Source organism: Reinekea forsetii, from assembly GCF_002795845.1.
GTDB classification, from domain to species: domain Bacteria; phylum Pseudomonadota; class Gammaproteobacteria; order Pseudomonadales; family Natronospirillaceae; genus Reinekea; species Reinekea forsetii.
On sequence record NZ_CP011797.1, the window covers coordinates 3,168,514 to 3,194,918 of the forward strand.

27 protein-coding genes and 1 riboswitch are annotated in these 26,405 nt (G+C 54.9%); of the genes, 15 read left to right on the forward strand and 12 right to left on the reverse strand.

The features are described 5' to 3' along the window. Positions 1–10: 10 nt before the first annotated feature. Entirely contained in the window at positions 11–442 is a 432-nt protein-coding gene (locus REIFOR_RS14445) for a type II toxin-antitoxin system RatA family toxin (protein WP_100258240.1), read from the reverse strand. Then, positions 439–1,812, reverse strand: a complete 1,374-nt coding sequence (locus REIFOR_RS14450) for a hypothetical protein (RefSeq protein ID WP_100258241.1) — start codon at positions 1,810–1,812, stop codon at positions 439–441. The genes REIFOR_RS14445 and REIFOR_RS14450 overlap by 4 nt, the downstream gene beginning before the upstream one ends. A gap of 98 nt (positions 1,813–1,910) precedes the next feature. Between REIFOR_RS14450 and REIFOR_RS14455 the strand changes: the two genes are divergently transcribed. Continuing rightward, entirely contained in the window at positions 1,911–2,564 is a 654-nt protein-coding gene (locus REIFOR_RS14455; protein WP_100258242.1) for a hypothetical protein, read from the forward strand. Positions 2,565–2,583: 19 nt separating this feature from the next. Here REIFOR_RS14455 and REIFOR_RS14460 read toward each other — a convergent pair whose 3' ends face one another. Next, positions 2,584–3,339, reverse strand: a complete 756-nt coding sequence (locus REIFOR_RS14460) for a sulfite exporter TauE/SafE family protein (RefSeq protein WP_100258243.1) — start codon at positions 3,337–3,339, stop codon at positions 2,584–2,586. Between the two features lie 165 nt (positions 3,340–3,504). On the opposite strand from REIFOR_RS14460, the gene REIFOR_RS14465 reads away from it, so the two are divergent. Together REIFOR_RS14465 and folX are read left to right on the forward strand one after the other, a co-directional pair. Next, positions 3,505–4,203: an SDR family NAD(P)-dependent oxidoreductase gene (locus REIFOR_RS14465; RefSeq protein WP_145980306.1), complete on the forward strand. Its 699-nt coding sequence runs from the start codon at positions 3,505–3,507 to the stop codon at positions 4,201–4,203. A 43-nt stretch (positions 4,204–4,246) separates the two neighbouring features. Further along, positions 4,247–4,603 (forward strand): dihydroneopterin triphosphate 2'-epimerase, encoded by a 357-nt coding sequence (gene folX, locus REIFOR_RS14470; RefSeq protein ID WP_100258245.1) that lies wholly within the window; start codon positions 4,247–4,249, stop codon positions 4,601–4,603. A gap of 52 nt (positions 4,604–4,655) precedes the next feature. On the opposite strand, the gene folE is transcribed toward folX, so the two are convergent. Continuing rightward, entirely contained in the window at positions 4,656–5,297 is a 642-nt protein-coding gene (gene folE / locus REIFOR_RS14475; RefSeq protein ID WP_100258246.1) for a GTP cyclohydrolase I FolE, read from the reverse strand. Between the two features lie 166 nt (positions 5,298–5,463). Continuing rightward, positions 5,464–5,597: riboswitch (cobalamin riboswitch) on the forward strand. 31 nt (positions 5,598–5,628) lie between these two features. On the opposite strand from folE, the gene REIFOR_RS14480 reads away from it, so the two are divergent. The 5 genes from REIFOR_RS14480 (at position 5,629) to REIFOR_RS14500 (ending at position 11,133) form a co-directional block, all read left to right on the forward strand. Further along, a complete protein-coding gene (locus REIFOR_RS14480; RefSeq protein WP_100258247.1) occupies positions 5,629–6,558 on the forward strand; it encodes an ABC transporter substrate-binding protein in 930 nt (309 codons plus the stop codon). A 10-nt stretch (positions 6,559–6,568) separates the two neighbouring features. Next, complete coding sequence (locus tag REIFOR_RS14485) at positions 6,569–7,609, forward strand: FecCD family ABC transporter permease (RefSeq protein WP_100258248.1); 1,041 nt, start codon at positions 6,569–6,571, stop codon at positions 7,607–7,609. Continuing rightward, positions 7,606–8,856, forward strand: a complete 1,251-nt coding sequence (locus tag REIFOR_RS14490; protein WP_100258249.1) for an ABC transporter ATP-binding protein — start codon at positions 7,606–7,608, stop codon at positions 8,854–8,856. The genes REIFOR_RS14485 and REIFOR_RS14490 overlap by 4 nt, the downstream gene beginning before the upstream one ends. A gap of 136 nt (positions 8,857–8,992) precedes the next feature. Beyond that, positions 8,993–10,336 (forward strand): magnesium transporter, encoded by a 1,344-nt coding sequence (locus REIFOR_RS14495; protein ID WP_227003699.1) that lies wholly within the window; start codon positions 8,993–8,995, stop codon positions 10,334–10,336. Then, positions 10,333–11,133, forward strand: coding sequence for a hydratase (locus REIFOR_RS14500; protein WP_100258250.1), 801 nt, complete (start codon positions 10,333–10,335; stop codon positions 11,131–11,133). Before REIFOR_RS14495 ends, REIFOR_RS14500 begins: the two co-directional genes overlap by 4 nt. Here the strand turns inward: REIFOR_RS14500 and REIFOR_RS14505 are convergent. After that, positions 11,130–11,477, reverse strand: coding sequence for a DUF3024 domain-containing protein (locus REIFOR_RS14505; RefSeq protein ID WP_100258251.1), 348 nt, complete (start codon positions 11,475–11,477; stop codon positions 11,130–11,132). The genes REIFOR_RS14500 and REIFOR_RS14505 overlap by 4 nt on opposite strands. Before the next feature lie 260 nt (positions 11,478–11,737). Between REIFOR_RS14505 and REIFOR_RS14510 the strand changes: the two genes are divergently transcribed. The 7 genes from REIFOR_RS14510 (at position 11,738) to REIFOR_RS14540 (ending at position 18,526) form a co-directional block, all read left to right on the forward strand. Further along, positions 11,738–12,805 carry a threonine aldolase family protein gene (locus tag REIFOR_RS14510; protein WP_100258252.1) on the forward strand — a complete coding sequence of 356 codons (1,068 nt, stop codon included), beginning with the start codon at positions 11,738–11,740 and terminating at the stop codon, positions 12,803–12,805. A gap of 183 nt (positions 12,806–12,988) precedes the next feature. Further along, on the forward strand, positions 12,989–13,378 hold the full coding sequence (locus REIFOR_RS14515; RefSeq protein ID WP_100258253.1) for a DUF2750 domain-containing protein: 390 nt from the start codon (positions 12,989–12,991) through the stop codon (positions 13,376–13,378). A 94-nt stretch (positions 13,379–13,472) separates the two neighbouring features. Continuing rightward, positions 13,473–14,597: a peptidase M42 gene (locus REIFOR_RS14520; protein ID WP_100258254.1), complete on the forward strand. Its 1,125-nt coding sequence runs from the start codon at positions 13,473–13,475 to the stop codon at positions 14,595–14,597. 103 nt (positions 14,598–14,700) lie between these two features. Continuing rightward, a complete protein-coding gene (locus REIFOR_RS14525; RefSeq protein WP_100258255.1) occupies positions 14,701–15,372 on the forward strand; it encodes a 2OG-Fe(II) oxygenase in 672 nt (223 codons plus the stop codon). 98 nt (positions 15,373–15,470) lie between these two features. Next, positions 15,471–16,544 carry an FtsH protease activity modulator HflK gene (gene hflK / locus REIFOR_RS14530; protein WP_100258256.1) on the forward strand — a complete coding sequence of 358 codons (1,074 nt, stop codon included), beginning with the start codon at positions 15,471–15,473 and terminating at the stop codon, positions 16,542–16,544. 8 nt (positions 16,545–16,552) lie between these two features. Then, positions 16,553–17,503, forward strand: a complete 951-nt coding sequence (gene hflC / locus REIFOR_RS14535; RefSeq protein ID WP_100258257.1) for a protease modulator HflC — start codon at positions 16,553–16,555, stop codon at positions 17,501–17,503. A gap of 105 nt (positions 17,504–17,608) precedes the next feature. Further along, positions 17,609–18,526, forward strand: coding sequence for a DnaJ C-terminal domain-containing protein (locus REIFOR_RS14540; protein ID WP_100258803.1), 918 nt, complete (start codon positions 17,609–17,611; stop codon positions 18,524–18,526). A gap of 4 nt (positions 18,527–18,530) precedes the next feature. Here REIFOR_RS14540 and REIFOR_RS14545 read toward each other — a convergent pair whose 3' ends face one another. The 7 genes from REIFOR_RS14545 to REIFOR_RS14575 form a co-directional block, all read right to left on the reverse strand. After that, a complete protein-coding gene (locus tag REIFOR_RS14545; RefSeq protein ID WP_100258258.1) occupies positions 18,531–19,304 on the reverse strand; it encodes a sulfite exporter TauE/SafE family protein in 774 nt (257 codons plus the stop codon). Positions 19,305–19,414: 110 nt separating this feature from the next. Continuing rightward, positions 19,415–19,840, reverse strand: a complete 426-nt coding sequence (locus tag REIFOR_RS14550) for a CBS domain-containing protein (protein ID WP_100258259.1) — start codon at positions 19,838–19,840, stop codon at positions 19,415–19,417. Between the two features lie 167 nt (positions 19,841–20,007). Then, positions 20,008–20,946, reverse strand: a complete 939-nt coding sequence (locus REIFOR_RS14555; protein WP_100258260.1) for a glycosyltransferase family 2 protein — start codon at positions 20,944–20,946, stop codon at positions 20,008–20,010. A gap of 1 nt (position 20,947) precedes the next feature. Further along, positions 20,948–22,033, reverse strand: a complete 1,086-nt coding sequence (locus REIFOR_RS14560) for a polysaccharide pyruvyl transferase family protein (protein WP_100258261.1) — start codon at positions 22,031–22,033, stop codon at positions 20,948–20,950. A 1-nt stretch (position 22,034) separates the two neighbouring features. Further along, entirely contained in the window at positions 22,035–23,342 is a 1,308-nt protein-coding gene (locus REIFOR_RS14565) for an O-antigen ligase family protein (RefSeq protein ID WP_193437310.1), read from the reverse strand. Further along, a complete protein-coding gene (locus REIFOR_RS14570) occupies positions 23,297–24,706 on the reverse strand; it encodes a GumC family protein (protein WP_100258262.1) in 1,410 nt (469 codons plus the stop codon). Before REIFOR_RS14570 ends, REIFOR_RS14565 begins: the two co-directional genes overlap by 46 nt. A 16-nt stretch (positions 24,707–24,722) precedes the next feature. Then, positions 24,723–25,958: a polysaccharide biosynthesis/export family protein gene (locus REIFOR_RS14575; RefSeq protein ID WP_227003700.1), complete on the reverse strand. Its 1,236-nt coding sequence runs from the start codon at positions 25,956–25,958 to the stop codon at positions 24,723–24,725. Positions 25,959–26,405 lie beyond the last annotated feature (447 nt).

Sequence of the window (26,405 nt, forward strand, 5' to 3'; positions counted from 1 at the left end):
ACACTTTTGCTTAGGATTTCAGGTCTTGGGCGCGCGCCACAAAGGCACTTACCATGGTGTCCGCTAACTGTTTGAGCATCAGGCTAAAAGCCGCTGCTTTAAGGCCCTGGCTGGCATGAAAGCTTAGGTCAAAAGTGACCTTGCAACCGGCATCACCCAATGGCTTGATTTGCCATAGTCCCGTTAGACTGTCCAGGGGTCCTTCGACTAGATTCATTGCAATCGAGAGCGGGCGTACCAGGGTATTACGGGTCACCAAAGTCCGTTCGAATCCGGCTTTGCGCACGGTCAACTCGCCCAACATCTCGGTGGAACTGGCCTCAAGCAGGCGAGTCGCGACCACACCCTCGAGAAACTGAGGATATTGTTCAATATCGTTAATCAGGTCATAGAGTTGTTCGGCAGAAACCAAGACTAGGGCGGAGCGATGTATTTCAATCATATGCGGGGAAGTAAGGCTCTATTTTTCACCCAATAGTAAAGGCGAAATATTAGTAAAATGGCACATACGCAGGCCAGCGCCTGGTATAGATCAATCGCAATCAGGCTCACTGTGGCGCGCACGAATACTAACCCAAGCACTAACGGCACGACAAATTTTAATACCAGCCGCCAAAGAAAATAACGCAGGCCGCCGTGCGGATTGACCTGCAGCAATACCCGATTGGGCCAGACCACCCAGCCAATCCAGAGCGCAATAGAAGCCGTAATAAAGGGAATAATCACCCCCTGACTGAGCTGCTGCACATAGTGATATACCGGCTTGCCGTACCAAATTAAGGGCGAATCTGGGTCATGAGAATAAACCAAGACACCACTCAAGGCGACGACCGAGGCGATGGTGCCCATCAGTAACCAGCGCCGACCTGGAACGTGGCGTTCCTGGGTAACCAACAATAGCAGGGGCAAACTGCTAATACTGCCCACCAAAGCGGTAAAAAATAGCCAGACGGCAATCGGAAAGGGTAACAGAACGGTATCTGACAGACTGGCGGTCAAGGCCCGTAACAGTGTACCCACGTCCAAATTGGCGACGGCCTGGGCGCTAATCCACTGCCATGAAATGGCGAGCATGGCCATGCCATAAAGCACGTCAAATGCCTGAACACCGATAATAACGCGGCCGGTCGGTAAACGATCGGACAGATTGGTGCCGACCACATACCAGATCAATAGCCCAGCCATCGATGAGGTTAGGGCGTGCTGCATGGCCACTAATAGATCCTCCACAGACAGCGCCGGCCAGGCCATGTCCAGCAGCATTCGACCAATACTCGGTAATGATAGGACGATAAAGAGCGCTACTAGGGGTACCACGGCTAGGAAAATCGCCGCGATCACGCGCCAGGCCAGTCCACCGAGCATGACCAACAGGACGCCCTGCACCACGACTAGGATCATGATTCGGCTGATGTCTTGATTTTGAGCAAACCAGTAGAGATTCTGATCGAGTGGCTTTAACGACAGCAGATCGCCCTGCAGACCGTCGAAGCCGAACATAAGGGCCCAGGATGTATTAAACAAATTCGTCGCCATAACCAAGATAATGGCGGTCAACAGAATTCCAAATAGAACGCGCGTTGTCGTCTTATTGAGGATTGAAAAGGAAAATTCGAACGGAGTTACTCGATAGAGGCGACCCGCTACCAGCTCAGCCTGCAGCACCGGCAGGATAAACAATAGCTTCAAGACGGTATAGACCGCCAAGAAACTACCCTGACCGTGATCGGCCACCAGAGTCGGCAGTATCAGGCCGTCCGACAGGCCAATTTGCGTACCTACTAGCAGCGCCAGCAGTAAAATTAGATTCACGTAAGAGTTCCCGTCGGATTCATCACAAGGTTCCCAGCTTTAAAGCCAACCTGCTACGCTAGGCTATACTCTAGTAAGTTCATGAAGATAGATAGTTTATGGCCGAACAACAGTACGATCTCTTTTTCCGGGGCGACCTGGTCGACGGCTTTTTCCGCGACTTCGTCCAGGCCGACCTGCAAGTCCTCTTAAAGGCCAATGATGCCTATATGGCAAGGCTCTTTTCGGGTCAAGAACAGCTGATTAAGCAGCAAGTCGATAAGGCCACGGCCATTAAGTACCAGACGGCTTTTAAGCAGGCTGGTGCTAAGTTAATTGTCCGGCCCCATCAGGCGGCCAACCGGACGGCGCCAACAACATCTGTGGATGACGCCAAAGCGGAGCCGCCCGTCGCAAATAATACACTCGGATTCACCGACAGCCAATCGGGTGAAAATGACCCCGATCTAATAGAACAGCACCAACCGCCCCTACAAGCGCCTGTCATCGTTCCAACTTGGGATTTAGCGCCACCCGGGGTCGACCTGGGCGTGGCTCGCGGCTTTACCCCGACCCTTGTCGATACCAGCGCCTTGACCGTGGCCTCGCTCGGCGCGGACCTGTTGTTGCCAGACCGGTTCGAGTCGCCGATCCCCAGCGTCAATACCGATGGCCTAAGCCTAGCCCCCGTCGGCGGCCTGATTGAGACGTTGACTGGGCAAGCACCCGAGGTGAAGGTCGATATCGGTCATCTGCGCGTCGAACCGCTATGAAAAAGTAGGTCAGCCAAAATTAGAGCAGTGCAGCAATACTGACTACAACCGTCATTACAAACAACACCCATTTCATCACCAATGGGCTAATGTTTAAGGCTAGACGCACGCCGATAAGACCGCCCGCCATGGTCGCCGACGCCAAGATAAGACCCGGCACCCAGACCACCTGGCCGCGCCAAATAAAGAGCGCCAAGGCCACGCTGGTAAAGGTACCGGTACAGAGGATCTTGAGCGCATTGGTGCGCACCAGATCGTAGCGCAGCCCACCGGCGATCACAGCGATCAGGACAAAGCCGACCCCGGCCTGGACAAAACCACCGTAGACACCCGACAGCAGCAGCAGCCACCAGGACTTGCTCCAGCGCACCAGAGCCTGGGGTTGTTCATGAGCTGAGGGAAAGACCATGCCGGGACGAAACAGCATCACCAACGACATACTGATCATAGTGGTCAACAAAATGGGCTTGAGCAGGGTGGCCGGTAGGTAAGAGGCAAGTATTGAGCCGATCACCCCGCCCACTAATACCGGCACAAACAGCCCCTTGGCGCCCTGCATCGGCAACTTACCGTGCCGGGAAAAGCTGCGCAGGGTGACCATGGTGTGCATGATAACCCCGACCCTGTTGGTCGCATTGGCCATATCTGCTGGCAGGCCCATGATCATTAGGGCGGGTAGGGTCAGGTTGGATCCGCCACCGGCCAAGGTATTGATAATGCCAGCGATCAGGCCAGTGCCTAACAGCAGGCTCACGGTTATTACGGTAATTTCCATAAACTAGGTCGTCTAAATCGGGACGACACGTTACCAGCCCTCAAGGCGGCACGCCATAGCACCTTTTGCTTAGTCGCACGGGTCTACTCTTTGGCCATCCAATCTATTGCCTTATTCGTACATTCAACCGATTATGTTTTCAATCACTTCAGCTTTGAGGATTCTATGCCACATGCACTGATTACCGGCGGCAGCCGCCGGCTCGGCTTATATATGACCGAACACCTGTTGGCCGATGGCTGGCAGGTCACGGTGTTGACTCGCAGCAGCAGCGCCGAACTGGACCGCTTGCGTGGCGAGCGCCTTAATATCGTCACGTTGGACTATTATCAACTGGATCAGATCAAGACCTTTTGCCAACAAATTGCCGCCCAACCCCTGGATCTATTGATACACAATGCCTCACTCTTTGTCGGCGGTGTCGACACCGGTTCGAGTGAAGCGTTCGGCCAATTGTTTCATATCCACATGCAATTGCCCGCGTTGCTCAACACCGAATTGGCCGCCGCCTTGGCGCGTTCAGACAACGGTAATATCATTCATATGACTGATATCTATGCCGAGAACCCCAATTCAGACTATGCCCTCTATTGCGCTACCAAGGCTGGCTTGGAGAATCTATCGAAATCTTTTGCCAAGCTGCTGGCCCCGCAGGTACGCGTCAATTCGATTCAACCGGGCGCGCTAAAATTCTTACCAGATCATAGTGCTGAGAGTAAAATACAGGTGCTCAAAGATAGTCTGTTACCCCATGAGGCTGGCTTTGAACCGATCTTCCAAACCGTACAATATTTATTGGCCAACAGCTTTATCACCGGCACTGCCATCAAGGTTGACGGTGGCCGTTCGATCAGCCGCAACTAATTCATTATCCGCCGCAAACAGCAACCTAACCAACGGGACAGACATGACAACAGCCATCATTAACATCAAGAATCTGCGCTTACGCACCTATATTGGTTTTAATCCGGAAGAGCTGCAAAAACAGCAGGATGTGATTATCAATGCCGAAATTCACTATCCAGCCGATTTGGCGTGCGCCACTGACAGTGAAAATAATGCCGTCAACTATAAGGTGATCACTAAAAAGATGATCGCTTTGGTGGAAGAGGGTCAATTTAAACTACTGGAGCGTTTAGCGGCTGACCTGCTGGCAATTGCCCATGAACACCCCGATGTCAGTTATGCCAGCGTGTCGGTTGATAAACCGCACGCCTTGCGCTTTGCTGATTCGGTGTCCATTACGATGACCGGCAAGAAATAACAAGAGGCTATATGATCAGGCCCGAACGGGCCTGACGTCAGAGCGGAACATGTTAGCGGACAAAATCCCGACGCAGGTCACGATCGGTCAAAAACTGCCCCCCCAGCGATAGCGTTTCAGTGCTGGAATGGCTATCCATCACGCCACGCGCCTTAACACAGTAGTGGGTGGCATTGATCTTCACGGCCACATCTTCAGTATCCAGTAGCGTTTGCAACGCCACCAATACCTGCTGATTCAACCGTTCTTGTACCTGAGGTCGCTGCGCAAAGAAACGCACTATGCGATTTATTTTCGACAATCCGATAATCCTCTGACCCGGGATGTATGCCACGTCTGCAAAGCCATCAATGGTCACAAAGTGGTGTTCGCAGGTACTGGTCAGCTCAATATCGCGGATCCGAATCATTTCAGTCGCAGACATCTTATTTTCAATAAGAGTTATTTTTGGGAACTTGTTGTAGTCCAGCCCTGAAAATATTTCATTTACATACATTTTGGCAATTCGATGCGGCGTTTCCGCCATGCTGTCGTCGGTTAGGTCCAACGCCAAAGCACCCATCACCTGATGCATCAAGCCTTCTATCTTTTCAATCTGAGCCGCGGGGGTTAATTTCTGCTCCATCACGGGCGTTTCCAAACCCAATTCGAGGAGCCTTTTATGGACCGCGTGCGCTTCTACTGATATTGCCATGGGTTGTCCTTTACTGATGAGGATACCGACCTGGCGCCAGATCCTATTGTCGTAATATGAGTGTCATAATATCACAGAGCCTTTCATTCTTATCCATAGGCCTTATAGGGACATTAGGCACACCCCAGTAGGCGAGAGTTTCCCTAACTGGGCGGATTTCCGGTTGACTTGCCCGATCTTTCGCTGTCAAATCCGCGTTCGTTCATACGGAATGCGGTGTAAAACCGCAGCGGTCGCGCCACTGTAATTGACAGTTCTTGGGTCATCAGCCAGAAGACGTGAACGAAACAAACCCTATTTTATTACTGTACGCGCCATACAGGAGATTCAGATGCCTTTAAATTTGACTATAGTTGCAGTTTTTGCAATTTTTTTCTTCGCCGGGCCAATTAGCGCCGAGACGGCCTACCCCATTAGCCGTATCGATGGCATGAATAAGACGATAAGGCTGGAGCGTGAACCGCAAAATATATCCTCCAAAACTCTCTTTACCGATGAGGTCCTAACCGCCATTCTGCCGAGCAACCGCCTGACCAGCATCACCAGTCTAGCCAGTGATCCAAATTACTCCAATATTGCCGATCGCCTGCCCAAGGGCGTGGCCCAGCTCGATTTTTACGTTGAGCCGATCCTCAACAACTTTCCCGACCTGGTCTTTGCCGCCAACTGGAGCGAGATCAACAAGGTCACTCAGCTGCGCCAAGCCGGCATCCAGGTTTATCTGGTTAATACCCCCTTTACTTTGGCGGCGATCGAAGCTGAAATTACCAAGCTGGGCGAGCTGCTCAATCGCAGCACGCAGGCAGCTGACTTGATTGCTAACATGCAAGGCGACCTAGCCTCACTGGCCGAACAAAAGGCGGCCATCGAACGGCAACAATGGGTTGCTCTGGACTATAACAGTTGGGGTACCGCTAGTGGTGCAGACACTACTTGGCAGGCCATTCTAGATGGCGTGGGCCTGATCAACGGCACAGCCCCTTATGAGCAGGGTGACTTTGGTCAGGTCGCCATGTCGAAAGAATTGATCATCAAGATCGACCCCGACGTCCTCTTCTTGCCCGGCGGCCTCTATGGCGCAGATCCGGCCAGCAATACCTTTTACCAACAAGTTATTAACGACCCGGCCCTGGCAGATGTGCAGGCGGTTAAAAATCGACGGGTCTATGAAATTCCAGGCGCACTGCGCGGCACCTACAGTCACCATATAGTTCGCACAATTCGCTATGTCAGCGACCAACTCAGCCACGATCTACCATAGGCGGCCGGCAATGTTAGGCATGTTTCGACCCACCTTGATCGCTGCATTACTAGCCAGTGGCCCCCTCCTCTTGCTGGCCTATCTGGCACTGGGCGCCGTGGCGTTGCCGATCGGTGAGCTGCTGTCCGTGATCAAGTATGCCTTGTTGGGCGACCTCGATAGTGCGCGCGAGCTGTTTCCGCGCACCAGCGCCATCCTGCTGCACATTCGCCTACCACGAGCTTTGGCTGGGCTATTGGCGGGCAGCAGCCTGGCTATAGCCGGCGCGGCGATGCAGGGCTTATTTCGAAATCCGCTGGCCAGCCCCGATATATTGGGCATCAGTGCCGGCAGCAGCCTGGGCGCCGTCTTGGCCATTACCACCGGCACCGCGCTGCTCCATCCATTGGTTTTACCGGCCTACGCCATCGTCGGCGCCTTAATCAGTGCGGCCCTGATCTACGCCCTAGCGTTGCGCTCGGAGGCGGGCCAGCAATTGCTGTTTATCATCTTGGCTGGACTGGCCTTATCCAGCCTGCTCACCGGCGCCACCTCTGCGGCCCTGTTGCTCGCCGAACAATATGAGATCAGCCAGTTTATTTTTTGGACCATGGGCGGACTGGAAGGCCGGATGTGGCCGCATGTACTCTGGCCGGCACCCTTTTTAATACTCTTTGGCAGCCTGCTGATCCGCCTGGCCAAGGCTTTGGATTTGATTTCCTTGGGGGAAGAAAATGCCCACGGCATGGGGCTCGATGTCGAACAGACGCGCCGCCGCACCCTGATTCTCTGTTCCGTGGTGACCGCCCTAGCCATCGCAATTGCCGGACCCATTGGCTTTATCGGCCTGATGGTGCCGCATCTGGTGCGGCTACTGTTTGGCCCCAATCACCGCTTACTATTGCCCCTATCTGCCTTTATCGGCGCCTGGCTGGTACTGGCCGCCGATCTGATCGGTCGCACCCTAATAGCGCCCCATGAGATCAAGGTCGGCATTATCACCGCCGTGCTCGGTGGCAGTTACTTTATTTTCCTAATAGTTCGGTTACAGCGACAGGGGAAACTGGCATGAACGCGCCGCTCTTATCGGTCCAAAAGCTCGGCTTTTATCGCCAAGATCGGGCCCTATTGCGCGACCTCAGCTTTGCCCTGGAACCGGGCGAACTGGTCGGTGTAATCGGCCCCAATGGCGCGGGTAAAAGTACCCTATTGAAGCTCTTGGTCGATTATCACCAACCGACCGAAGGGCACATTAGTCTATCGGATACGCCCTTGGCGTCGTTGAGCCATCCCGAACGCGCCCGACGCATCAGTTATATGGCACAACATTCGGCCCCGTCGTTACCCTTTCTAGTGCGCGATGTCATCGCCCTCGGCGCCCACAGTCGGCAGGCGAGTCAGATCCCGTCAGCCCAGGTGCTACGCAACGACGTGGCCGAACTGGCCGAGCAACTTGAATTGACCCATCTGCTCGACCGAAAGCTCACCGAGCTGTCTGGGGGTGAGAATCAGCTGGTCCAGTTTGCTCGTATCCTGATGCAACAGGCCCCGCTGATGTTGTTGGATGAGCCCACCGCCAGCCTGGATATCGGCCATGAAGCGCAACTCATGAACCTGTTGCGGCGCCATTGCGAGCACCAACATTCCGCCTTGGTGGCCATTCATAATTTAAATATTGCCGCGGTATTTTGTGACCGCTTGCTGCTCTTGGACAAGGGGCGATTGATTGCCAGCGGTACGCCGGAGCAGGTGATCACCCAGGCCAATATGGCCCAACTGTATCAACAGCAGGTCACGGTCAGCCAACATCCGGTGACCGGCACGGTCACAGTACTGCCGGTAAAACAGGCACCCATAGCGGTGCCCCTGCATGTTCATCTGATCGGTGGGGCAGGCAGTACGGTCGCCTTGGCGCGTTGGTTGTTGCAACGCGGCGTCACGGTGAGCGGCGGCATCGGTCATGAACAGGACTCCGACACCGACTTCTGGACGGCCACCGGTATGCGCCATATTGCGGTGCCCGCCTTCGCCCCAATCGATCAAGACGCGATCGACCAGGCCCAGGCCATGGTTGAATCGGCCGATCTGACTATCGTTTGCGATTTCCCAATCGGCGCTATGAATGAGGGCAACCTGATCCTGGCCGGTCACGCCAAACTGCTGTGGTTATTGCAGGAAGACGCTGAAACCGCGCATCAACGCTTTTATAGCGAGGCTCAAGCCAAGGACTTCGCGCAACTGCAACAACAGGGCGTCCGGCTGACGGCCTTGGCAGCCATCGAACAATTGACCGGACGCATCGGCGAGCTGAGCGCGTAGCACAGCAAAGACCTGCACAGGGCTATACTGAAAATGACACGGGGACATATCTTTCCGCCTCGATAGCCCTATAATCACTCTTTTTCGACCGGCGCTGCATTGCTTGCAACGCCCATGTTAGAAGGATGCCCTGCGCTTGGCCGACGAATTTTTGAATCCAGTTGACGACACCATTGATGTACAGAGCCAGGAGCAGGAAATGCTCATTGGCAGGATGTTGGTGCATCAAGAATTTGACGACGTCGCGTTAATCCTTGAATCGTTGCCGCTCGATAAACGGCTCGAGCGCTGGGCAAAAATACCGACCGCCAGTCGTCTAAACATTCTTGTGGTAATGCGCGGCGATCCGCGTGAAACATTGCTCGACGCCATGTCACTCGACGAGCTGGATGCCTTATTCCAAGAGATGGACGCCGAGGATCTGGTTGAGTTGGCCGACTCCTTGCCGAATCGCTTGGTCGATCGGGCTTTACAGGCAATGGATTCCAAGCAGCGCCAATATTATGAAGGGGCGCAAAAATACGCCGATGAGCTGGCCGGGCACTGGGTCGATCACAATCAACTTATCTTGCCGCAAAACGCCAAGGTGCGGGATGGTTTGCGCCTGTTGCGGCGAGAACTTCCCGACCATGTCGACGCCGTCTTCCTGATCAATAGGGCTGGGCATTTTTCCCGCGCGGTCCATATCGGCGATATTATCGGCGCCCCCGACCATGTGCCCTTAACCGACCTGAGTGAGCCAGACCCGCACGAATTTTTAGTGATTGCGGCATCCGACAGCGCCGTCGACGCGGCCTTTCGGGTCCAGAAGAGTGGCTACTCAGCCCTACCCGTGGTCGATGCCCAGGGTCTGCTGCTGGGCCGCATGGATGTACGCACGGCCAGTGAAATCGTCAATGAGTATTACGAAGGTCAGATCATGGCCGGCGCCGGTATGGATGAAGATGAGGATCTGTTCTCGCCGGTGGTCACCAGCGCAAAGAACCGCGCTTTTTGGCTCGGCATCAATCTGTTAACGGCCTTCGCCGCCTCTTGGTTTATCGGCCTCTTTACCATCACATTGCAGGAAATTGTCGCCTTAGCGGTTTTGATGCCGATTGTCGCCAGTATGGGCGGGATCGCCGGTAGCCAAACCCTCACCCTGATCATTCGCGGTTTGGCGCTCGGCCAAGTGACCAAAGACAACCGCCGCGCGCTGCTTAAAAAAGAGCTCAGCGTGGGCGGTTTGAATGGCATTATCTGGGCCATCACCGTGGGTATCATCGTTTCGATCTGGTTTGCCAATCCGATGATTGGCGTGGTGATTGCCCTGGCCATCCTGGTGAACATTTGCGCCGGTGCGCTGTCCGGCGTGGTCATCCCGATCGTGCTCAGTAAACTCAAATTGGATCCGGCCCTATCGGGCTCGGTGGTGCTGACCACGGTCACCGATATAGTCGGCTTTGTCGTCTTCTTAGGTTTGGGATCGTTAATTCTATGACATACCCTGATATACCGCACGGCCAAGCAATAGACCGTGAAACGGCCAGATCGGCGGCGGCCCTCCTATTAGCGGGGCGCGCCACCCAACAACCCATGGCCCGCTTACCCGATGCCATTCGACCGCACAGTCTGGCGGCGGCACTGGCCATTCAGCGCGAGGTAATTGCTCAGCAGTCCGATGCCGTCGCCGGTTGGAAATGCGCGCTGCCCAGTAAGGATAAACTGGTGCTGGCGCCGATTTTCGCGCGCACCGTTTTTCGCGGCTCGACCTGCACAGTAGAGCCCGAACAAGGACGCGCCCTGGTTGAGCCGGAAATTGCCTTTGTGCTGGGCGCTGATTTACCGGCACGCGCGGCCGCCTATACTCCAGCCGAGATCGATGCCGCCGTAGGCAGCTGCCATATGGCATTGGAATTGGTGCAACAGCGTTACGCCGGCGATGCCCAGGTTGGCTTTCTCGATCAATTGGCCGATGGCCTGCTCAACCAGGGTTTGTTTTTGGGTCCGGTTATTGACCGTGTCGCGGCTTACCAATGCATGACCATGACCATCCGCTTTGAACTGCCGGAGCAGACCCAATCCTTGGCTGGCGTGCACCCGAATGAATTGCCGCAACGGCCGCTCTATTGGTTGGTCAATTATCTCAGCCAGAGCGGTGTCGATTTGAGCGCCGGCCAGGCCATTATCACCGGCACCTATGCCGGGCTGATTGAGATGCCGCTGGCGACACCGATTCAGCTGCACTATCAGGGTTTGGGCCAGTGCGGCCTGACGATCGAAGCGCGATCGCGCTAGCCGTAAAAGCAACCGTGACTGTCCTCATCGACCAGTTTGATGAAGTCATCTAATTGTCGGACGATTGGGTGCGAGTCGTAAGGCACCCATTTCAGATCGGCCCGTTGCCAATAGATCTTCCAGCACTGGTCTTTTTTAACAAATACGGCCTTAGCCAAGCCGCTTTCAAGCCGAACGGCAGAATCGCGCGGGTCGGCCCGAGTCTCGAACAATTCAACGCTTTGGCCGCTTATTCGATAGTCTATATCGAACTCATGACGCAGATGTGCCGCGGGCCGCTTGAGCACTAGGTATTGGTCCAGGACCCGAGCACAACGTTTGAGTTCAAATTCACTGATCGTCACCGTGCGTCCTCCGGGTTAAGTCAGATTCCAATCCTAATTCCAATCGGCCGTTCATGGCAACGCATTTGCTACTGGTTCAGTGCTAGCTTAATGGTCTGAACGGAAAAAAAATCGTCGTGGCTCTGGTCGTGGCTCAGGCCGAGCTGCTAATCTATGGCTGATTGGACGGTAGCGTATTTCAAGCTGAATTAGCGATAACATCCGACCGGTCCCTACCCGCCAGCCCGGCGGTTCAACCAACCCAAGAGAAGGATCTTAGTATGTATTTTGGCAGTGATAATCAAAGTGGCGCATCCGATGCGGTCTTTGCCGCATTAGCACAGGCGAATCAGGGTATCTCCGCCGCCTATGGCGACGATGAGTGGACCCAACAGGCCGTTCGCGCGATTCAAACTACCTTTGACAGCCCGGCCGAGGTGTTCTTTGTCAGTACCGGCACGGCAGCGAATGCTCTAGCGCTGGCTTGCATGAGCTCGCCTTGGCAGATCATCCTGTGTCATGCCCAGGCGCATATCCTGAATGATGAACTGACCGCGCCGGAGTTTTTTACCGGCGGCGCGCGCATGATTGGGCTCGACGCCGGGCGCGAAAAACTCAGCCTGGAGACCCTGAGCCAATACCTCAGCCAGGGCTCTGCCCACCCGCCACACAATGCCGAGCCGGCGGTCCTGAGCCTGACCCAGGTCACCGAATCGGGTCAGGTTTACAGCATCGAAGAGCTGGCCGCGCTGTGCGCTGTGGCCCATCAACATGGCCTAACCGTCCATATGGACGGCGCGCGCTTTGCCAATGCCGTGGCCGGCTTGAACTGCCATCCGGCGGCCATCAGCTGGCAGGCAGGAGTCGACGTACTGAGCCTCGGCGCGACCAAAAACGGCGCTCTCAGCGCCGAGGCCATCGTGTTTTTCAATCGTCCCCTGGCCGCTAATCTGGTGCCCCTGCGCAAGCGTTCCGGTCACCTAGTGTCTAAAGGCCGTTGGCTTGGGGCGCAATTCAGTGCCTGGCTTAACGACGGGCACTGGCTCGAGCTGGCCGCCCATGCCAACCGCATGGCCACCTTGTTGGAACAGGGTATGGCGGCATGCCCGGCCAGCCAGGTCATTTGGCCGGTCGCCGCGAATGAGGTCTTTGCTATTTTGCCGAGCCCAGTGATCGAACAGCTGCGCGCTCAGGGTGCAGTTTTTTATCAGTGGCCGCGGCATTTTGTGCCCAGTCACTTCAACCTGAGCGAGCACGATGAGGTGGTCCGACTGGTCACCTCCTTTCGCACCAGCGAAGCAGATGTCACGACCTTCCTCGGCCACCTGAACGCCGCCGAGCGAGGCTAACGCCTGCGTCGGCTCAAGGCCGCGATTCCAGATCGCGGCCACTCTATGGTCCATTGCTTGCGCTCCAGATTGATGCGGCTCACGAGTCTTATTATCGGCCCATGGCCGTGACGAAAATCTTGCCTCGACCTTGGTCAAGCACCACGGCATAATCGCCGCTTTCTTGCCTTAGAGTAGTACCCTATGACCGCACCTATCGATCAGACCCTATTAGCCCAATTGGAAACTCAAGCGTCGGATAAGCGTTACGATTATCTGGTGCAGCAACTGATCGCACGCGGCGAACTGTGGATCTTGGTTGGCGACGGCGGCAGTGTGTTGTTAAACAGCGATGGCGACGACTGCGTCCCGGTCTGGCCGCACCAAAGCAGCGCGAGCGCTTGGGTCAAGGACGAGTGGGCCGACTGCACCGTCACCGCCATCAGCCTAAGCGATTGGCAAGCGCGCTGGACCGAGGGTCTGCTGAGCGATGGCCTGAGCCTGGCCGTCTTTCCCAACCTCGACGAAGAGGCCTTGGTGGTCAGCCCCGATGCCTTTGATGAAGATATTTATGACGCCGTATCGGCACAGTAACGTAACTTATTGAACGCGCCACCGGGGCCGCTAATCGGGCGGCCCCAGTGAGTCCGCCCACCCAGACCTGATCACTACCGATAGAGCCATGCCGATGCCGACCTCGCAAACGAACACCAACCCTTTAACTGAACTCAGCGCAGCCACTTTGCCGGCGGCCTTTATTGACCTGCTCGCCCTATTGATGCGCAGTCCATCCGTGGTTGGCGCAGAGCATTCCTTTTGCCGTGTGCTACAGCGCGAATTGGAAGAGCGCGGCGCTACCGTAACCTGGTATGAAGGGCTACTGGTCGCGCAGGGCAAACAACCGGATTCTCTCTATCTGGCCGCCCATATGGATCGCCACGGATTAATCTGCACCGGGCCGAATGAATTTCAATTTGCCGCCTTCGTCGCTGGGGCCCGCTCCGATCTGCTCGGCAATTCGGTCAGTGAACAGTTGATGCGCAAGGTGGTTGACCGCTTTGACGGCGAACAGGTCTATGCCTATGAACCCTGGTCGGGCACCTATCGTGGCAAAGGCACCATCCAAGAGGCCCATATTTGCGAATATCGCAACAACCTGATTTTTTCCGTCGCCGGCTTAGAGCATCTTATCGCGGGCACCCCGGTGGCCTTTCTTGATAAGTTGCGGGTCACCGATGAGGCGTTGGTCGGCCAACTCGATAATGTGCTCACCGTCGCCGCACTGGTCTATTTGTTTGAGTGTGGCTTTCAAGGTACTGCCTTCTTTACCGCTCAGGAAGAGGCCGGTAAAAGTTGGCGCTATCTGCTGGAGTGGTTTCGTCGTTTCGGCGGTTCGACCAACCAATTGATCGTAGTCGACACCAGTCCCTTTCCCGATTTCGCCAGCGCCCAACAACAGCAATTGGTGTTGCGCAACAAGGACGCGAACGCCCAATTCAGTGCCGAACTGACCGCTCAACTGGCGCAAGTTTGCCACCAGCTGGCCATCCCCATTCAATACAAGGACACCTTTGTTGAGGCACAAAATAACCTGCTGGTTGCGCAGGGCCTGCCACCAGGTTCCTTAGGTTCCACCGAAATGGGGCGAATCATTGCCGCGTCTAAGGGCTTGGTGATTGGCACAACGGTACAGATACCCACATCGGGTTATCATACCCTGTCGGAAACGGCACCAAAAGAAGCGGTAGCGGCCTTTCTTAAGGTCATGTCCTATCTGGCCAACGTGCCGGCCAGCGCAGTAAATGCTGATTGATAAGCCTTTAATCGATAAAGACCGGCTTCATTAATCCATTACCCACAGGTTGCCATTGCGACCTGCCACACAGGGGTCCGAACCGGACTCAAAAGGATAATCCTTGACTGCATTGACCCTAGCCGATGGCCGTTTTGATGATAGTGGCCATCTAGTATTGTTTGAGAATATCAGTCGCGATTTGCTGCACAAGGGTTACAGTATCAACCCCTTTGCCCTGCCCCTAGGGCTGGCGGAAAATCTCCTGGAGCATCTGCAGCAGATGCCTGAAGTGGCGTTTTCGGCCGCCGGCGTCGGTCGCCAACAGGATTACAGCTTGAACGGCTTTGTGCGCAGCAACCAGATTGCCTGGATCGAGGGCAACTCCGACGCCGGGGCCCAATGGCTGCAGTGGGTAAAGGGCTTACAGACCTATCTCAATCGAAGGCTGTTCCTCGGCCTATTTTCGTTCGAAAGCCACTTTGCCCATTATGCCAGCGGTGATTTTTACAAACGCCATGTCGATGCGTTTAAGGGCCAGGCCAACCGGGTTATTTCTTTGATTGTCTATTTGAATCGAGACTGGAATCCGGCCGACGGCGGTGAGCTGGTGATCTATCAAGACAGCACAGATTGGGAGGGTATCCGTGTTACACCCGCCTTTGGTACGGTGGTCGCCTTTATCAGTGAGGATTTTCCGCACGAGGTCCTGCCGGCCCGGCGCGACCGCTATTCGATTGCCGGCTGGTATCGCCTGAACGGCTCCCAGCCGGATCGGATCGACCCACCGAACTAGGTCCAAAGCTTGTGTTTGGCCCTTGTGTTTACCGATAGCAGCCCCACATCGCGTATTGTGCGAAAAATTAATTTTGCCATCGATGGAGGGACATATATATGCCATCTCAACAGGATAGTGGCTACCGTAGCGACCCGTGGTCAAACGGCAACCAACCCCCACCAGATCTCGATAAACTGATCAGCGACGGAATCAACCGGGTAAAGAAATCATTACCCGGCGGAGGCGGCGGCAGCGCCGGCAACATTCTCGTCATATTACTGGTATTTCTGCTTGGCGTGGGCGTCTGGACCTCGCTCTTTACTGTGCCCAGCGATTCGGTTGCCGTAGTGCAACGTTTTGGTAAGTACGTCAAGGAAATACCACCGGGTTTGCATTTCAAATTCCCATTGGGCATCGATAAAGCCACCATCGTACCGGTTAAGCGTCAGCTTAAGCAGGAATTTGGTTTCGCTACCCCAGGCTCAACCGACCCATTTCAAAGTGGCCGCGGTACCAATGGTCAGCTGGAAACCCAGATGGTCACCGGCGACCTCAATGCCGCGTTGGTTGAATGGGTGGTGCAATATCGCATCGCCGATCCAGTGAAATTCCTGTTCGAAGTTCGGGAGCCGAGCGAGACGTTACGTTATGTGTCCGAATCGGTCATGCGTGAAGTGGTCGGTGACCGCACCGTCGATGAGGTGATCACCATTGGTCGCCAGGAAATCGAGTCCGAAGCGTTAGTTAAGATGCAGGCTCTGGCCGTCAAATACGTTATGGGCATCAGCATCGATCAGGTGCAATTGAAGAATATCAATCCGCCGCGCCCGGTGCAGGAGTCCTTTAACGAGGTCAACCAGGCCCAGCAGGAGAAAGAAAAGCTGATCAACGAGGCCCTACGAGACTACAACAAGGTCATTCCCTTGGCCGAAGGTGAAAAAGATCAGCGTATTCGAGAAGCCGACGGTTACCGCTTAAAACGCATCAACGAAGCCGAAGGTGACGCCGCCCGCTTTAATGCCCTGTTATCGGAATATCAGAAGGCACCGGAAGTAACCCGACGCCGGATCTATATCGAAACCATGCAGGAGGTTCTGCCCACGATAAAATCGAAGATTATTATCGATGAACAGACCCGCGGTCTCTTACCCTTCTTAAACCTCACTAGCGAGTCGGGAGCGAAGCCATGAGCAGTGTAATGAAAGTCGGTTCTCTGGCAGCTGTGGCGGTCGTCGTCATCTTGCTGCAGGGCAGTTTTTACACCGTCGATGAGGTTGAACAGGTTATTATTACTCAGTTCGGCAAGCCAGTCGGCGACCCGGTCACCAGTGCCGGTTTACACCTCAAGACGCCCTTCATCCAAGACGTGAATGCGATCGACAAGCGGGTCCTGGAATGGGACGGCGAACCGTCCGATATGCCGACCAAAGATAAGCTCTACATCTCAGTCGACCTCTTTGCGCGCTGGCGCATTACCGAACCGTTGCAGTACTTCTTGCGCCTGAAAGACGAGCGCAGCGCGCAGTCGCGTTTGGACGACATACTCGGCAGTGAAACGCGCAACGCGGTGGCTAAACACGAATTGATCGAAATAATTCGTACCACCAAAGATCGTGTGCCGTTGCGTGATGAACTGTTGGCCGGCGACGACCGAACCGCCAACATGGGCAACCTGGTTCCCATTAGCAAGGGACGTCAGGGCGTCGAGGATGAAATATTCCGCGCCGCGGCTGAAAAAGTGAAGGTCTTCGGTATTGAATTACTCGACATTCGCTTTAAGCGCATCAACTACAACGCCAGCGTGCGGCCGAAAATCTATGACCGGATGATCAGTGAACGACGTCAGATTGCCGAACGATTCTTGTCCGAAGGTAATGGTGAGGCCGCTCGAATCCGGGGTGACCGCGTTCGTGATCTGAATAAAATCCAGTCTGAGGCTTATCGTGAGGTAGAGGAAATTCGCGGCATGGCCGACGCCAAGGCGACCGAAATCTATGCTCAGGCCTATAACCAGAGCGACGTATCGCGCGACCTGTATGAGTTCACTCGAACCCTGCAGGCGTACCAAACGATCATCGGTCAAGACACCACCCTGGTGTTATCAACTGACAGTGATCTGTTTAAATTTCTCAAGGGCATCGAGCCTTAGTTTCCCGAGACGTTAGCACAGCGCCCCTGACAGGGGCGCAATCCGGCCGATCCTAGGCTGATGCCAATTAGCCTTAAGCGCTTTTTTTTTTATTTGGGCCACGCGATGGACTTTAAAGACTACTACAAGATACTGGGGGTGAAACCCGACGCCAGTGATGCCGACATTAAGCTGGCCTATCGCCAACTGGCACGCCAATACCATCCCGACAAGAATCCCGCAGCGGGTGCTAGCGATAAATTTAAGGCCGCCGCCGAAGCCTATGAGGTTTTAAAGAGCAGCGACCGACGCGCCGAATTTGATGAACTGCGCCGCTATGGCGGTCAACAACCCAATGGTTTTCGTGCACCACCGGGCTGGCAGAGTCGAGCTCGACCGAGCAGCGCTCAAGGCGATTATTCCGATTTCTTTAATTCGATGTTTGGCAGTTCCGGCAGGGCTCAACCCAAGCCCGTGAAGGGCCAGGATGTGGAACTTCCACTGGCCCTAAGCTTGGAAGAGACGCTCGCCGAGCTGACCCGCACCGTCGAATACGACCTGCCCGCCAGTCAAGCCGACCGGAGCCCAAGCCAGAAACATCTGCGCGTCAAGATCCACCAGGGCGCTACCGAGGGCGAACGGATCCGGGTCCGAGGCCAGGGTGGGCCCGGCCAACAGGGCGGCTTGGCCGGCGATCTGTATCTGGTGATCCAGTACGCGGCCCATTCGGTGTTCAGCGTGCAGGGCACAGACCTGTTGGTCACCCTGCCGCTCGCCCCATGGGAGGCCGCCTTGGGCGCCAAGGTCACGGTGCCGACCCTAACCGGCAGCATCACCCTGACCATTCCAGCCAATACCCCGGCGGGCAAACGCTTTCGTATCAAAGGCAAGGGCCTGATCGATAAGAGCCAGCAGGGCGATCTATACGCCGCGGTGCAGCTGGTCCTGCCGCCCCAAACCAACGAAAAAACGGCTCTTCTGTGGCAACAACTGGGCGCCGCGCAACCATTCGACCCTAGAGGTCATTGGTCCGGACGGCAATAACCCGCTAAAAGCGAGCCGCCCATAAGGCGCTCGCCCCATCCACACTGAGCTTAATACCCGCCACCAGCAGCAAGCAGTAACACAACCAATAGAACCAGCCATCGGACAACCGATGGTGTAACAGCATGCCCAACCGAACCCCAATGGGGGCCAGTATGATCAGGCTTAGGGACGTCATCAGGTTAGTGGTGTCAAGCAGGCCCATCCAAGCATAGGGAATGAGCTTGGTATAGTTGGCCACGGCAAAAAAGATGATGGTGGTGCCCACAAAAACACCCTTGGGCAGCCGTTGCGGTAACAGATACATATCGAGCGGTGGACCACCGGAATGCACGCTAAAGCTGGTAAAGCCCGATATGGCACCAAACACCCAACCCTTGATTCGATTCGGTGCTTTGGCGGCCGGGTTGTTGCCGCGCATGCGGTGATAGAGCCAGTTCAGACTAAACACCAAGGCGATCAAACCCACCATCAGCCGGATATGGCTATCGGACAGATAACTGTAGGTTGCCGCACCGACGCCGATACCGAGGATCGCCGCCGGCAATATGGTACGCAGATTGGGCTTGTCGTATTGACCGCGAAAGCCCCACAGGGCGAAGCCATCCATCACACAGAGGATCGGCAGCATAATGGCCGCGGCCTGAGTCGGCGCGATCACCAGGGACATTAACGGCACCGAGACAATGCCCAAGCCGCCGCCAAGACCGCCTTTGGAGATCCCCATAATCAGCAGGGCCGGTATGGCAACGAGGTAAAAGAGTGGATCTGTTAACATTGACAATGACTGCGTAGGAAAAAAGGCATGATAGCGAACTCATCCGGCTAAAACGAGCCCAATCTACCGGATGCCGACCGCGATGACAGCCGCTACGAGACCATTGCGCCTCAACGGTTGTCTTCGGCGCTCTGGTCCTGGTTGCGGAAGTTTTTAAAGGCCATCAGAATACTGCGTGCACTGATCTGGCCCTTAAACTTGCCGTCTTCAATGACCGGCATCCGCCGCCGCTTGGTCTTAAGCAGCAGTTGTGCAGCATCGATTATATTGATGTTCTGATCGATCGACTCGACATTGCGGGTCATAAAATCCCCGACATATCCGCCGCCTTGATCGTAATAACCGACGTTGATAATAGCCTGCAAACAATCCATCTCCGAGATTACACCAACCGCCTCATTAGCGTCATTGACCACCGTTGCGCCGGAAATTTTGTTCTGTAGTAGAACCTGAATGGCCTCGAAAATATGGGTATCGGCACGGAATGTAACAGGTTTGATCGACATGTAGTCTTTAGCAACTATGGATCCGAACATAAGCCTATCTCCTACTATTTTTATTATTAATGAACAACAGCTTAGTTGATAGGGCCGTCGTTACCATGACTATAAGCTATCGGGACCTGCTGTACAGTCAAAACTGGCTCAACCGGTGTATGGAGAGCGTCAATACCGCAGCCTAGAAGGATGGGCGGACGCTGCACCTATAGGCCACGCAACTGGCCCAGCCATATGCGCCCTTGGCAAAGCGTTTTCTTGACCCGTAAACGGTTACAGCGCCGGTCGGACAAAAGTGTCCGGGCGACCTGAAAACGCCCGAGCGATATATTCAGGCGCGCCAAATGCAACAGATGGGTTGCGGTGTAAGTTAACACGCTGGCGCGGCGATGAATCGGGATCCGTCCAGTCTTAATGGCCTGATTTAGGCGCCGACTGAAGCCGCATTCAACGCTCGGATAGTTCCGGGTGCAGGCCCTATTTTCCGCATCCAGGCGATAGAACGCCAGGACTTTCGGGCTAAAGGCAATGCTCGAATGCAATGACAAGCGCGCCCATAGATCCTGGTCCTCACCCATCGACTCACCCTCGGGGAACCAGGGTGCATCGGTCACCCGCGTTTTATCAATGCACACCGACGAGGCCATAAAGGGCAGATCGCCGCGCGCACAAATTTCAAAGTAGCAGGGCAAAATAGTTGCTGTTGTAACCGCCGTTGGGAAGCGCACCTTGGGATCGACATAAAGATTGTCGCTGAGCATCTTCTGGTAACCGGTGGCGAAGGCACCGGCCTGAGGAAAGCGTTCAATCAGATCATCAATTTCTGCTAAAAAATGCGCTTCCCAACTGTCATCTGCATCCAGCAAGGCAACAAAATCACTGTTTGCGGCCTCGATGCCGACATTGCGCGCCTTGGCGACGCCGCCGTTGGCCTGCTGGATCAGACGAACGCGTTGGTAGTCCGGGTTGGTCGCCAGCTGAGTCTGAATCAGCTCGGCACTCTGGTCCGTCGATCCGTCATCGACCACGATAATCTCTAAAGGCTGAAGGCTTTGCGCCAGTACCGATTGAATCGTGGCCAGAATATGGGCCTGCTTATTGTGCAATGGAATCACCACGGAAATGTTAGGTCGGCCGGTCGTCATATCAGATACTCCAATTGGTCAAAGATTTTTCCACCGCCTCGGCGGGCGTCAGAGTCGGGGCCATAAAACCCTGACTCAGGCCGGCGCTGATTACCTGCACCAGTTGTTCAACCTCGATCTGCTTAGCATCGAACTGGAGCGACTCGGGCTGACCTATTTGTCGACACCAGCCATCACATTTGCTGTGATAACTGAGTGAAACTACCGGCGTGTCGGCTAGGTAGGCCAGCACCGAACCGTGCAAGCGCATACTCACAACGACTTTAAAAGTGGCCAATTGTTGCAGTACAACTAACGGATTTTGTTGGTAATGCAGATGAGTCACCGGAACACTTGCTGGCAGCAATGCACGCAAGGCCACGTGCACCTGTTTGTCACCTAAGGTGGCATGGCCATTAAAGTCGAGCAGCGTGATGGCTTCGCCGGTCTCACGATGCACGCGAACAATGGCTTGCGCCAGCGCCATGAGTCGCTGGTGTTCGGCTGCGCTGTCACTGCTCAAGCGTTCGTATGGACAGAGACAAACACAAATGCCCGCGCGGGCTACTCGGTCAAATTTGAGCTCTTTATTTAACAGCAGCAGGGGCGCCAAATCGAAGGTCAGCTTAATCTTGGCTTGGGGCGCAATATGCTTGGCCAAGGCAAAGCTATCGACATCGCGAACGCCGACAAATTCACATTCATTAAGAAATTTCGCACAGTTTTTTTCCGCTGCGCTGTCCCGGAACGGGCCCAACCCGACGCCAAGCGCCAAGCCTTGACGACCCGACAATGTCATCAATTGGCGTTTCAAATTTATATCGTGACTGTTGTGCAGCACCGAACCACCACCAAAGATAACCCGCTTCGAGACCAATGCATGAAACGACTGCTTGAGCCGATTCTCGCCGCGAAAACGTTGTTGTACTTTTAAGCCAGCCGGTAAATAGGGCAGGCCGGATAAGTGCAACGGCGCCACATTACTAACGCGATGGTTTTTATCACCCAGAAATTTCTTCGCCCCCCAGGCGGTAGCGAGCAAAAGGGCATCGTCGCCGGTATTCTGCATGCCATAGTAGCCGCACAGATAGCTATCGGAAAATATCATGCTAAGTCTCCTTAGGGTGTCGAGGTTTGCCGACCCAAGCCGTTGAATATGCCTCGGGACTGAGGCTGATACCTAACCAGAGCAATGCTGGCCAATAGAGGTAGACTAAAATTTCTAAATTTTCGAACAGGCTGTAACTGATAATGACAATGCAGATGCCCAACGAGGCCTGAGCAACCTTGGAATATTGCGCCAAAATCAACATTGCAAAACTGGTGAGCGCCAATGGCAGAGCCAGCGCTAAAAAGCCCACGGCACCCTTTACATACAACAGGCCATACCAACTGTGGTGACTGCCTATCGGCATATGTTCGACACTCTTGGGGCCGCGTTCGACAATGCCATGGCCCCAAATGGGCGCCTCATTGGCCCAGCGTTGCACGGCGATGCGCGCCAGGGTTTCGCGCACCCGGGTCGAGCCCGGTCGGCTCTGCTTTACTTGGGTGTAGGAGTCCAGCAGCCAGTCATACAGGGGTTGCGCGAGAAGCAACAGGGCTGGAATCAGCACGCCGGTGGCCAGCCACACTCTGGGATTGCGCAATCGACTCAGGCCGAAGACCATGGGGATGATGGCGATAAAGATCACCCAGCCGGCGCGCGATTGGCACAATAGGCACATCACCGTTGCGCCCAGAACGCCCATGAAGCGCCATGCCCGATCCTGCTCCTGCAAGCAGATCAACAGATAAAAACAGGACATCAGCCCCGCGGCCGGAGCCCAGGGGGCAATAAATTGCCAGCGCGCCAGATGGGTTTCCGGATTAAGGCCAAATAGGCGCACATTGAACGCCTCAAGCGGCCCGCCGATAGCTTTTAACGGTGACATATAAAGCTCACCCGACAAGCCCACGGCATAAAAAACAATGCCCACAATGGCAAAGGGCACCGCACTGAAAGCGGCGATACAACAGCCGCGCGCAACAATGGCTGGATTGACCTTGAGCAGATTACCAAGCAACGGGAACAGCGCGAGCAAGGCCCAACCTTTGGCCCAACCAATGGTTGACTTGATCGTCATACCAGTGCCCAAGCGTCTATCAATATGCGCAATCAACAGCGCCAACAACATGGCTACCATACCGATCACCCACAACCAGACCAGGGGTGAAATGCGCAGCAGAGGATGGCCAGCACCATCTGCACTACTGCGAATGAAAATTTTTAATAAAAAAACCATGAGCAGGAGCCAACCCAAGACCGAGCCCAAGACATACATCCCACCCAAAATATAAACACCGTAGGTGCCAGCCAGGCTGTAAAAAATTATTCGCTCTTCAGGAGAAGATTTATAAAGAAGGTTCGATGCCATAGGGTCAGTAATCCAAAGGTGATGCAGAGGAATCCGAGTGCGGCAATAGCCAGGGCGATTTTCATGTCGGGACTCTTGGCCTTAATCGGCAGGGACGGTGTCGCTAACAATTGCACCGCTGGGTAGGACGAAAACACATCAGCCTTACCGGACTCTAGGCGCGCTGCGGCTGACATAAAGACGGCTTCGGCCAACTGGTGCTCGCGCTCCAATCGTTCCAATTCAGAGGCTTCGCGGGTGAAGATTTTCAGCCGATCGTTGAGTCGAGCATCAGCCAAATCGAGTTCGTTTAGCTCGGCCGTTAGTCCACTCAATTGGGCCGCGCTGTCGAGCAGTTGCGCGAACAGTTGAGACCGTTGGGGACTGTATTGCAGGTCCATAGCAAACAGGGCATCGGAGCTGTTCGTGCCGAGCAACTCTTGGCTGCGTCTTTTCAACGCTTGTCGGGCCGCGTCATAGCGCAATTTTTGCGCCACTACCTTGGGGTGTTGACTGCCCCAACGGGAAGAGTACTGCGCAACCAGGCCCGCGCTCTCGTCAAGCTCCTTGAGAAAACCGCGAAATTCGGCATCGCTTTGCAGACGAAAGGCTTGGCCTGCCAACGAGGGCGACACACCAACGTCCAGGCTTAACCGATTAACAAAATTTTCGATGCTGCGCAGATTGGCTTTCACGCTCAGACGTTTACTGTTTAAATCCGACAGCGTGACCACTAGCTGATCCAGTTGCGCCATCGACATCAGCAGGGCGCGTTGCTGAAATTCAATGATGGCTGCCCGGGTGCTCGCCAATTTCTGGCGATACTGGTCGAGGACGTTGCGAATGCTGTCGTCGCGGCGTTGCGTTTCGTCTAACCGCAGGGCGTCCAAGGATTCTTGAAACGACTCATAGAGTGCCCACGCCAGCTGCTCTGCCTGAGTGGGCGAACCGCCCTGGGCATAGACGAAGAGCAAAGAAGAGCTGTCGCGCAGTTCCACCTGCGGTCGCTCGATCGAATCCAGGCCAACACCCAGCCGCAGCGCCGAATTTTTGAGTACCACAGTACTGGTCAGGATTGCCTTATAGTTGACCAACGGGTTAAACGAGGCATTGCCGAAGGCGGTATTGGTGGATTGGTTGGCCTGCCCGACCTCATCAATACTGAAGCTGCTCGATGAGCCCGACCCCGGCAGCACGACCGCCAGGCTGCTGGAAAAGACTGGCGAGCGCTGCAGGTAGAGGTACACGACGAGGCCGATCAAGGCGTAGCAAATAAGGGCCACCCAGACATAGCGCGGTATGCGCAGGCGGAATAGCTGTCGGCTGATAAAGTTGCCCGGATGCCAAAGGGCGGGCAAATTCTGACTGCGCTCACGAGGGTCCATCGGTTGACACCTCCGCCTAAAACAAAAGCTTTAAAGGTGCAAAAACATCACCCAGGGTACGCGCCGCTTCGCGCAGATTGGTGATGTCGGAGTCATAGCAGGCAATGGCATCATTGGGCATTAGATAGGGATTCTCCTGATCCAAATGCGCCTGCCTCATAAGCCGTTCAATCGACCGCTCGATCACCTGAAACTCGCCGCTGATTGGATTCTTACTGGCTAATACCACCTTGCGCGCCGCGTTAGTCGCCTGAACCCCACCGACACAGTTGGCCGAGACAACCGCCTGCAACAGTCGCGTGCCATAGGGCAAACTGGTGCTGTAACTGGTGCTGCCACCCGAGGCATTGCCCTGCGAGGTGACCGTCAGGTTCGACATAAAGACTCTGAACCCCTTGGGCGTTATTTGCGATGGCCGCATCAGCTGTTGCTGGAAGCAACCGGTCGTCGGTACCACTATCCGGTCTCCGGCAATAAGGGCCAACTGGGTCACCGATGACCCGGTCAGCACGCCGCTCATATCGACTTCAAGCTGCCAACCGTTACGGATAACGATGACCTGGTCCAACTTGGCGTCTGGGCGAATACCCGAGGCCGCACGCAGCGCCTCGACGAGGGTGCGGCGACTGGCGTAATCGCCGAACGCATTGAGGCGCTCGACCAACACCGCACTGGGTTCCAGGTCATTAATCCGAACCTGACCAGCTTCGAATACCGCGCCAGAGACCGCCACTTCAATAGGCGCCCAATGCAGTACGCGCACACTGACGTGCACCGACTGGGGCTGAAAATAGCCGGCATTGACCAATGCGGCACCAATCCGCTCTGCCGCCTGCGTGACACCGTGGCCGACCACATCGATCGGTTTGAGTAAGGCCAGCTGTATGGTGCCATCGGGGTTGACCACGTAGCGCCCAGCGAAGCCATCTCCGTCCTCAATCTGGATATCGACTATTTCACCCGGACTGAGTGGCAAGTCACTGTTAAGCAATTGTTGTTGCCTATTGGCCGATTGGATCGATGCGTCGAACGGCAGCGGCTGATAGCGCACATAATGGCCGGCCTGGTATTGTGAGGCTTGCCCTAGGCAGCTTCGGTCGGAAGCAAAAATAACCGCCCGGCCTTCGGCGCCAAAGTTCTCATCGGCGTTTGGAACTGTCGACGATTGAACGGGATTGGTCGGATTGCCATAGAAACTTTGGTCCACGTCACTAGTCGGTTGCACTGCATGCAACGGACTGCAGGCGCTCATGCCCAGCACCATACCCACGAGCGGGATAACCAAAAAACATCGAAAAATCCTAACCATATAGGCTGAGCTCTCAGTTACGTTGGCTTAGGCAATTGCAAACGACATACCAACACTGATGCCAGGCTAACAGGTTGATTAATCGTAGAAATTATCAGCGCGCTGGACTCTTTTCGCATTTTAGAAATTGCATTTTGCTTGGCCTAATCAGCGTTTTTTGCAGTTTCGTAATGCCGATTAACGGGGGATTGCTCGTTTTTTATAACCAGACTATTAAATCCTGAGGGTCGCGGACACCTCCGTTGCATGGGTACAAAACGGGGTTGCGCAAAATTACTGCTATTCTGAATAGGGACTTGGCACTGGGCAGCCCAATCCGGAGTGGGCTTGGAGTTCGGGTCAGAAACCTATTTAACCGTTTAGCCGCCAAGGAATTATCCGGATAACAGA